This window comes from Chitinophaga sp. (genome assembly GCF_036569125.1).
Taxonomy (GTDB): Bacteria; Bacteroidota; Bacteroidia; order Chitinophagales; family Chitinophagaceae; genus Chitinophaga.
Genome location: NZ_DATCRF010000785.1, coordinates 1 through 9,484, shown reverse-complemented (window position 1 = coordinate 9,484; position 9,484 = coordinate 1). Strand labels below are relative to the sequence as shown.

Here is a 9,484-nt window from a genome sequence, read left to right as displayed (position 1 = left end):
TATCTCAAATTTTTCGCCGGTAGGTGGTAACAGGGTGCCCAAAGTGCCGGCCAGCGCATAACCGGAGGCATTGGATAAAAAGAACACGCCCATGAGCAGGGAGGTAAAACGGTGCGGCGCCAGCTTGGATACCAGTGAAAGGCCGATGGGGGATACACTCAGCTCGCCCACTGTGTGGAAGGTGTAAAGCACGATCAGCCAGATCACGCCCATTTTTTCATTACCCAGGTTCTTAACCTGCATGGCAATAACATAATATCCTACAGCCAGCAGAAAAAGGCCCATGGCCTGTTTCACCGGGGCTACGGGATCCATTTTAACCTTTTGCAGCTTCAGCCACAGCCAGCTGAAAGGCAGGGCCAGTATAATTAAGGTAAGGGATTGTGCATTTTGTATGAGGCTGGGCGGCATGTTCCAGCCAAAGAGGTGACGGTCTGTTTGCTGATCGGCTACAAAGGTGAGGGAGGAGCCGGCCTGTTCAAAACAAGCCCAGAAAAAGATCACGAAGAACGATACGATGTATATAACAATGATGCGCTGCCTTTCTACACCGTTAAGGGATTTATCGCTTAGTATTAATCCCGCCAGGGCTATACCCGTACTGTAAATAAAAGCATACAGCACGTTTACGCCTACCAGCCAGTGAAAAGCAGCTACCAGCACCAGCAACGCTATTACGGTAATAATAACGGCCTGGGTGCTGAACTGCGCCTGGGCAGCTTCGCCCTCCATTTCGTGCTGCTTTTTGGGCTTGGTGCCCACTGGCTTGCCTTCGGGGCTTACTACATATTTATCTTTCAGGAAGTAGAACATAATGGTGCCCACCAGCATGGCGATGCTGGCAGCCAGGAAACCCCATTTAAAAGCAGTTACATCACGGGTGCCGTCTGCATGCTTAATATCGCCCAGTATGGGGCAGATGGTAATACCCAGCAAAGCGCCCAGGTTAATACCCATATAAAAAATGGTGAAGGCAGAATCCAGGCGGTTATCGTTTTTGGGATACAGCTGGCCCACCATAGAGGAGATGTTGGGTTTAAAAAAACCATTACCTAGTATCAGCACTACCAGGCCGGCCCACATTACAAGCCGGGCAGTAGGCAGGTCGGTTGCATACAGGATACCGCTGCCGAACATGAATAACTGTCCTAACGACATGGTAAGGCCTCCAATAAGTATACAGGTACGGTTACCCAGGTAACGGTCGGCTATAAAACCGCCCAGGATGGCCGTTAGCCAGCCCATGCCTAAAAAACCGCCATATATAATAGAGGAATCTTCTTGTGTAAAATTCAGCGCGCTTACCAGGAAAAGTGTGAGCAGCGCCCTGTTTCCATAGAAAGTGAACCGTTCCCACATTTCAGCAGAGAATAAAACTGCCAGCCCTTTCGGGTGTCCTTTTCGTGTTGTGGTAGTAGGAATAACAGGTGCTTGCATAACCGCAGGTTGACTCATAAAGGTCAGGTTTTGGCTGTCTTGTTGTTTATGTAATGGAATTGTAAAGCGGCAAGATAAAGAAATTCAGGGTTCTGCATAAAAAAATGGTGTGTTTGGTTAATTTTTGACCTTTCTTTGCAAAAATTTTGGGACTACAATTTCCCGGAAATCTACAGGTCTGCAATCCAATATGAAGATATTACTACTAGGTAGCGGTGGCCGGGAACATGCCCTGGCCTGGAAAATAGCACGAAGCCCTTTATGCGGGCAATTGTTCATAGCGCCGGGAAATGCCGGTACTGCGCAGTTTGGGCAGAATGTGAACATTGCCGTGAGCGCGCTGGATGAGCTGAAAGCCTTTTGCCTGCAGCAACAGATAGATATGGTGATACCCGGTTCTGAAGAGCCGCTGGTAAAAGGTATCTATGATTACTTTAAGGCAGACGCGGCTTTACAGCACATACCCGTAATAGGCCCTTCACAGCTGGGCGCCCAGCTGGAAGGCAGCAAGGCTTTTGCTAAACAGTTTATGCTCCGGCATAACATACCTACTGCTGCTTACCGGGAGTTTAATGAAGATACCTATGCAGAAGGCGTAGCTTACCTGCAGCAGCATAGCCTGCCCATAGTAATAAAAGCCGATGGGCTGGCAGCAGGCAAAGGTGTGGTGATCGTTAATTCTGCGGAGGAGGCCATTGCCGAATTCACGCACATGATCAAGGCCGCCAAGTTTGGCGATGCCAGCAAACGTGTGGTGGTAGAGCAGTTCCTTACCGGTATTGAGTGTTCCGTATTCGTGATCACAGACGGGCATAGCTACCAGCTGCTGCCTACCGCCAAAGACTATAAGCGTATTGGCGAAGGCGATACCGGTTTAAACACCGGGGGCATGGGCGCTGTATCGCCCGTTCCGTTTGCGGATAAGGAGTTCATGCAAAAGGTGGAAACCCTGATCATACAGCCTACAGTAGCCGGTTTGGCCGCAGAAGGCATTGTATACCACGGTTTCATTTTCTTTGGATTGATCAGTGTTGGCGGCCATCCTTATGTAATAGAATACAACTGCCGCATGGGCGATCCGGAAACAGAGGTAGTAATGCCCCGTTTGCAGAACGACCTGGTAGCGCTGTTCAAAGCCGTACAGGAAGGCACTTTAGCTGCACAGGTTATTCAAGAAGATGCCCGTGCCGCCGCTACGGTGATGTTGGTTTCAAAAGGCTACCCGGAAGATTATGAAAAAGGAAAAGTGATCACTAACTTGCCGGCGCAACAGCCCGGCCAGCTGGTATTCCACGCCGGTACTAAAGAGCAGAACGGGCAGCTGCTAACGAACGGAGGACGGGTATTAACGGTTACATCTTTAGCCAACAGCTTAGGCGAAGCACTGGCGCAATCCAGGCAAACCGCCGGTACCATTCAGTTTGAAGGGAAGTATTATCGCCACGATATTGGATTTGAATTTCTGTAATAAGGCCGCCAGACGTCATATAATGATACGATAGCACGGATCTAGTCAACTGATTTTTAATTACTCAGACAATTTTTCAAGGCTTACAACGTTATACCGGATCAGTCCTTGGAGCAACTGTTAGCAATGCACGCTCTACAATAAATAAGATTTTTTAATATTTAAGTGTATATTGCTCTAACATCCAATTTTTGCATCGTATATTCGTTGGAATTAATCATTTTTGCACTCTAATATTTGACCGTATCAAACAATGGGATTTTTTAACTTTTTAACGCAGGAAATAGCGATAGACCTTGGCACAGCGAACACGCTGATAATACACAATGACCAGGTAGTGGTGGATGAACCTTCCATTGTGGCAATAGAGAGAGCAAGCGGCAAAATTGTGGCTGTAGGTAAAAAGGCCATGATGATGCACGAGAAAACGCATGAGTACCTGCGTACCATACGTCCCCTTAGAGACGGTGTGATTGCGGACTTTAACGCGGCAGAAGGAATGCTCCGTGAAATGATTAAACTGGTTTATCCCAAAAAACCATTATTCTCCCCCAGCTGGCGCATGGTCATCTGTATCCCTTCCAGTATTACGGAAGTGGAAAAACGTGCTGTACGTGACTCTGCCGAACAGGCGGGCGCCAAAGAGGTATTCCTCATTCATGAACCTATGGCGGCAGCCCTGGGTATTGGCATTGATGTGGAAGAGCCCGTGGGTAACATGATCATTGACATAGGCGGTGGTACCACCGGTATATCTGTAATAGCCCTGGCCGGTATCGTTTGCGACCAGAGTATCCGTATTGCCGGTGATGAATTCACGGCAGATATCATGGAAGCGCTGCGCCGCTACCACAGCTTGCTGATCGGTGAAAGAACCGCTGAGCAGATCAAGATCCAGATAGGCTCTGCCCTGAAGGAGCTGGATAATCCGCCGGATGATGTGCCTGTGAACGGCCGTGACCTGGTAACCGGTATCCCCAAGCAGATCATGGTCTCTTACCAGGAGATCGCTGAAGCGCTGGATAAATCCATTTTTAAAATTGAGGAAGCCATCCTGAAAGCGCTGGAAACAACGCCTCCGGAGCTGGCTGCAGATATTTACCGCAGGGGCTTATACCTGACCGGTGGCGGCGCCCTGCTGCGCGGGTTGGATAAACGCCTGACCCAGAAGATCAAATTACCTGTGCATGTAGCAGACGATCCGCTGCGCGCCGTGGTAAGAGGTACCGGCATCGCCTTAAAGCATGTTGGTAAATATCCGTTCCTGATGCAATAGCTTTTTGTGAATATGGACAGGTGAAGAGTATATTTCGCACGCCCTTCACCTGCCCCGCTTCACGTTTCACATTATACCTTTCGCTCAAAAATGGACCGAATCTGGAAAACTTTATACGGTGCGTAATCTGATCATTTTCTTAAGGCGTTACTTCAACTTCTTTTTATTTCTGCTGCTGGAAGTGATTTGTATTGTGCTGGTATTCCGGAATAATAACTTTCAGAAAACCGCCTACCTCAACTCTGCCAACAATGTAAGCGGTAAGCTGTACGACCGCTACAATAATGTACAATACTACTTTCATTTAAAAGCCACCAATGATAGCCTGGTGTCGGAGAATGCGCGCCTGCATAACCTGCTGCGCTCCAGCTTTGACAGCATGCTTACCAGCAACACCGTGGTAACAGATACCATCCGCCTTTACAGTGATGATACATTGCACCGCGTGGTAGGTACGCAAATGCGCCGCTATTTATACCGCGAGGCAAAGGTGATCAACAACTCCGTGAACCGGCCGGTGAACTACATTACCATTCACCGCGGCCGCCTGCAGGGCATACGGCCTAACATGGGCGTTATAAGCCCTACCGGTGTGGTAGGTATGGTGCGCAGCGTAAGTGATAACTATGCAGTGGTGCTGTCTATGCTGGCTAAAAGCTCCGGCTCTGCTACCAGCAACTTTGGGGTAAGCGCCCGTTTGATTAAAGGTAAGGAAACCGGTACGGTGTACTGGGATGGCGCCAACCCCGGTTATGCCATTATGCGGGATGTGCCCCGGAGCGTAAAGGTGCAGAAGGGCGATACCGTTATTACCAGCGGCTTTTCTTCCCTGTTCCCGGAAAATGTGCCTGTTGGGTATATTGACGAGATCTCTGTTTCCGACAAATCCAGCACCGCTTACAGCATACGCATTAAGCTGGCCACCAACTTTTACAACCTGCAATACGTGTACGTGATCGATAACCTGTTAAAGGACGAGCAACAACAATTGGAAGATTCAACCTACAGCCTGCCAAAATGAGTATCTTATTACGAAATATCATCCGCTTTGTGCTGTTACTGTTGTTACAGGTATTTGTGCTGAACAAGATCCTGGTGCACCAGCTGGTAAGCCTGGAAATGTATATGTTGTTTATTCTGCTGCTGCCCTTTAACATTCCCCGCCCGGCCGTTATGCTGCTGGGATTGCTCATGGGCCTTAGCCTGGATATGTTCATGAACACCATGGGCATTCACGCTTTTGCCTGTGTATTTATGGCATACCTGCGCCCGTTTATCATTAACATACTTTCTCCCCAGGGTGGCTTTGAAACCAATATGAAAACCCCCTCTATGATCAGCATGGGTGTATCCCAGTTCCTGACCTACATATCCATACTGGTGGTGCTGCATCACATGGCGCTGTTTACCCTGGAGGTGTTTGGCTTTGGCAACTTCGGATACCTGCTGCTGAAGATCGTGTTTTCCAGCATAGCCAGCCTGGTATTGATTGTCTTGTACGAGCTGCTGTTCTTTTCTAAAAAATAATTACGCATTACGCAGTTGTTAAAAATGGTATAAAATTTAAGATCACTTATCCATCATTCGTAATTCGTAATTAAATAAATCGTAATTTATTACCAATTTTGTAGTGCACTTCACGCTTAGTTAGATGTCCGTTTATAATCAGCCCAGGAGAAGAGTTATACAGTTGATCATACTTGGAATGGTGCTGCTCATCGTTTCCAGGTTATTCTTTTTGCAGGTAGTGGAAAAGAAATATTCCAAGCTTGCGGATGCCAACGCAGTACTGCGCAAAGTGGTGTACCCCAGCAGGGGCATTATCTTTGACCGGCAAAACCGCAGCGTGCTGCGTAACGATGTGATGTATGACCTGGTGGTAACCCCCGCCAGCGTTAAAAAAATTGATACCGCCTACCTTTGCCAGATCCTGCAGATAGATAATGCAGAGTTCAAAAAACGTATTGTAAACGCCATCGTAAAGAATGGCCGTGTACGCCAGTCGGTATTTGCGCCGTTATTACCCCCGGAAATATTCGGCCGCCTGCAGGAAAGCATGTACCTGTTCCAGCCCGGCTTTGAGCTGGTGCAGCGGCAGATCCGCTCTTACCCTTATGCTGCCGCCGCTAACATACTGGGCTATATTGGTGAAATTTCCCCGCAGCTGTTGGCCAAACCGGCCTATAGCGCTTACCAGATGGGCGACTACCTGGGCATGACCGGCCTGGAAAAGAACTATGAAAGTGTGCTGATGGGCCAGCGCGGCATTCAGTACCTGGTAAAAGATAACCTGAACCGCCCGCAGGGCGCGTATGAAAAAGGGGAATTTGATACAGCGGCTATTGCCGGGAAAAACCTGCGCCTGTCGCTGGATATAGACCTGCAGGTATTAGGTGAAAGGCTGATGCGTAATAAAATAGGCAGCGTAGTGGCCATTGACCCGCAAACCGGCGGCATACTGGCCATGGTAAGCAGCCCTACCTTTGACCCGAACCTGCTTACCGGTTCTTACCGCGCCCGCAACTTCAGCAAACTTTTTGTAGATACTACCAAGCCTTTATTTAACCGTGCTATACAGGGTACCTATCCCCCGGGATCGTCCATGAAACCTTTAACCGCGCTGGTAGCGCTGGATGAAGGCATCATTACCCCCAGCTTCGGTTATCCCTGCCACGGCGCTTATACAGCCTGCGGCCGCTCCATTGCCTGCGAGCATAGTGAGGCCGGCCATGCCGCTAACCTGCGCCTGGCCATTTCCCACTCCTGCAACTCTTACTTTGTGAACCTGTACCGCCTGGAGGTGGACAGCCGTAAATGGGGCAGCGTGAAAAAAGGCCACCAGCGCTGGTATGATTACATGACCTCTTTTGGCCTGGGCCACCGCCTGGGTATTGATATACCGGGTGAATACTCCGGTTATGCCATTGACACCATTGGCATGAACAAACGTTACAACGGCCAGTGGAACTCCTGCTCTGAGCTGTATGTAGGTATGGGACAGGGGGCAGTAGCTGTAACGCCCATGCAAATGGCCAATGCCATGTGTATTATTGCCAACCATGGATTCTACTACCTGCCGCACTTTGTGCAAAGCATCGATAATGATGATACCGACCTGCTGAAGAAATATAAGGAAAAGCATACTGTGGCCAAAGTAACGGATACCGTGTACCGCTCAGTAATACTGGGTATGGAGGATGTGGTGGAAAGCGGTACCGGGCGCAACTCCCAGATAGAAGGGGTAATTGTTTGCGGTAAAACCGGTACAGCCCAGAACAATGCTATTGTGAACGGCGAGCTGAAGAAAATGAAGAACCACGCGTTCTTTGTAGCCTTTGCCCCCCGCGATAATCCTAAGATAGCCATTGCCGTTATAGTGGAGAACTCCGGCTATGGAGGCACCTATGCTGCACCTATTGCCGGTATGATGATGGAAAAGTACCTGCATGATACCATTTCCATTAAGAAGAAACCAATGATGAAAACCATGCTGGACTATGTTACTATAGACCCGGTGCTGAAAGCAAAGTCTAAACTGGATTCATTGAACGGCGCTACCGCTAACCTGACAAGCGAACAGATTCTTTCTAACTATTTCCGTAACTAATCATATGCGCGACCGGCAGATAAAGCTTACACAAGGGATTGACTGGCCCATTATGGGATTGTACCTGGCGCTGGTAGTAATAGGGCTGATGTCCATATTTGCTGCGGAATACCGGGAAGGGGATAACGTGTGGTATAACGTGATGCACCAAAGCACCAACTATGCGCGCCAGCTGTTATGGTTTGGCGTTTCGCTGGTGCTGGCTACGATTATATGGTTAACGGATAGTAAGTTCTTCACGGCTACAGCCAATATATTATATGCCTTTGGCCTGCTGCTGCTCTTGCTGGTACTGGCCATAGGTACGGATGTAAAGGGCTCGCACTCCTGGCTGGTGATAGGCGGTTTCCGCTTTCAGCCGGCAGAGTTTACGAAGCTGTGCACCAACCTGGCGCTGGCCAAATACCTTTCCTCGCTGGAAACGGATTTTAATAAGCTGCGCTCCCGCCTGATAGCGGCCTCTTTTGCGCTGATACCGGCTGTTATCATCATTTTCCAGGACGAAACAGGTTTGGCGCTGGTGTATTTCTCTTTTTTCCTGGTAATGTACCGGGAAGGGCTGCCCGGCGCTTTGCTGGTGATCGCCTTCTCAGGGATCATACTGGTGCTGAGCGCCCTGCTGGTGGATAAGAATATCCTCTTTATCATTTTCTCTGTGCTGGCCGCACTGGTGATCTATTTTAACCGGCGTGAAATAAAACGCAGCCGTGGCCGCCTGGTGCTGATACTGGGTATCTGGGCCTTCTGCTCTTTATTTGTAATGTTCATCGTACCCTTTGCATTTACCAAGGTGCTGAAAGATTACCAGGTGCGCCGTATTGAAGTAATGCTGGGTAAGGAGAACGATCCCAAGGCTACCTATAATACCCGCCAAAGTATGATTGCCATTGGCTCCGGCGGGTTCTTTGGCAAAGGTTACCTGAAAGGCACGCAAACCCGTTTTGACTTTGTGCCGGAACAAAGCACCGACTTCATTTTCTGTACCATAGGGGAAGATTTTGGTTTCCTGGGCAGCCTGATATTCCTGGGCATTTTTGTAGCCCTGCTGCTGCGGATCATTTTCATAGCCGAACGACAGCGATCTACCTTCAGCCGCGTATATGCGTATGGGGTAGCCAGCGTTATCTTCTTTCACCTGGCTATTAATATTGCCATGACCATTGGTTTGGCGCCGGTAATTGGTATTCCGTTACCGCTGGTAAGTTACGGCGGCTCCTCGCTGATGACATTTACTATGATGATATTTATTATGCTGCGTTTGGATGCGGACCGGCAGATGGTGCTGCGGTAGGGGGGATACTTCAAAAAAAATCGTAATTTAGGATAGAAATTTTGAGGTATATGAGTGCTGCATTAAATGAAACGCAATTAGAGATCCTGAAACTGTTCAGGTATAATCAAAGCGAGGAGGACCTTAAAGAAATTAAGTCCCTGTTATTGGCTTTTTTGTCTGATAAAGTAACCCGGGAAGCAGATAAAGCCTTTGATGAAAAGGGATATGGCGTAGCGGTTTTTGAGAAATGGAAAACAGAGCATTTTAGAAAAAGTACGCAGGGGTGAGGGTTGTACTGGACTGCAATATCCTGGTGATGTGTCTTACATCAAGATCGCCCTACCATGTAGTATATCAGGCTTTAATAGCCGGCAGGTTTGACCTCATTATAACAGAAGATATACTTTTTGAATACGCTGAGAT

The 9,484-nt window shown here is 48.6% G+C and carries 8 protein-coding genes; 7 read left to right on the top strand and 1 reads right to left on the bottom strand.

Features of this window, described 5'->3' with window-relative positions; all coding sequences use genetic code 11:
- Nucleotides 1–1,437 (bottom strand): peptide MFS transporter (locus VIM87_RS28960; protein ID WP_332000356.1); only part of this gene is annotated, 1,437 nt, incomplete at its 3' end.
- Between the two features lie 190 nt (nucleotides 1,438–1,627).
- Between VIM87_RS28960 and purD the strand changes: the two genes are divergently transcribed.
- The 7 genes from purD to VIM87_RS28925 all read left to right on the top strand — a co-directional run bounded on the left by purD (nucleotide 1,628) and on the right by VIM87_RS28925 (nucleotide 9,348).
- Complete coding sequence (gene purD, locus VIM87_RS28955; protein WP_332000355.1) at nucleotides 1,628–2,905, top strand: phosphoribosylamine--glycine ligase; 1,278 nt, start codon at nucleotides 1,628–1,630, stop codon at nucleotides 2,903–2,905.
- Between the two features lie 253 nt (nucleotides 2,906–3,158).
- The gene (locus VIM87_RS28950) at nucleotides 3,159–4,181 is read left to right on the top strand and encodes a rod shape-determining protein (RefSeq protein ID WP_089906465.1); all 1,023 of its coding nucleotides are present in this window, start codon (nucleotides 3,159–3,161) and stop codon (nucleotides 4,179–4,181) included.
- Nucleotides 4,182–4,299: 118 nt separating this feature from the next.
- Nucleotides 4,300–5,202: a rod shape-determining protein MreC gene (gene mreC / locus VIM87_RS28945; RefSeq protein WP_332000354.1), complete on the top strand. Its 903-nt coding sequence runs from the start codon at nucleotides 4,300–4,302 to the stop codon at nucleotides 5,200–5,202.
- On the top strand, nucleotides 5,199–5,708 hold the full coding sequence (locus tag VIM87_RS28940; RefSeq protein WP_332000353.1) for a rod shape-determining protein MreD: 510 nt from the start codon (nucleotides 5,199–5,201) through the stop codon (nucleotides 5,706–5,708). Before mreC ends, VIM87_RS28940 begins: the two co-directional genes overlap by 4 nt.
- 124 nt (nucleotides 5,709–5,832) lie before the next feature.
- Entirely contained in the window at nucleotides 5,833–7,788 is a 1,956-nt protein-coding gene (gene mrdA / locus VIM87_RS28935; protein ID WP_332000352.1) for a penicillin-binding protein 2, read from the top strand.
- 4 nt (nucleotides 7,789–7,792) lie between these two features.
- Nucleotides 7,793–9,079 (top strand): rod shape-determining protein RodA, encoded by a 1,287-nt coding sequence (rodA, locus tag VIM87_RS28930; protein WP_332000351.1) that lies wholly within the window; start codon nucleotides 7,793–7,795, stop codon nucleotides 9,077–9,079.
- Between the two features lie 50 nt (nucleotides 9,080–9,129).
- Nucleotides 9,130–9,348, top strand: a complete 219-nt coding sequence (locus VIM87_RS28925) for a hypothetical protein (RefSeq protein WP_332000350.1) — start codon at nucleotides 9,130–9,132, stop codon at nucleotides 9,346–9,348.
- Nucleotides 9,349–9,484 lie beyond the last annotated feature (136 nt).

What these genes read in the sequence shown, in the direction of transcription:
- VIM87_RS28925 (WP_332000350.1), top strand. Translation starts at nt 9,130, where the DNA reads ATGAGTGCTGCATTAAATGAAACGCAATTAGAGATCCTGAAACTGTTC.
- VIM87_RS28950 (WP_089906465.1), top strand. Translation starts at nt 3,159, where the DNA reads ATGGGATTTTTTAACTTTTTAACGCAGGAAATAGCGATAGACCTTGGC.
- rodA (WP_332000351.1), top strand. Translation starts at nt 7,793, where the DNA reads ATGCGCGACCGGCAGATAAAGCTTACACAAGGGATTGACTGGCCCATT.
- VIM87_RS28940 (WP_332000353.1), top strand. Translation starts at nt 5,199, where the DNA reads ATGAGTATCTTATTACGAAATATCATCCGCTTTGTGCTGTTACTGTTG.
- mrdA (WP_332000352.1), top strand. Translation starts at nt 5,833, where the DNA reads ATGTCCGTTTATAATCAGCCCAGGAGAAGAGTTATACAGTTGATCATA.
- purD (WP_332000355.1), top strand. Translation starts at nt 1,628, where the DNA reads ATGAAGATATTACTACTAGGTAGCGGTGGCCGGGAACATGCCCTGGCC.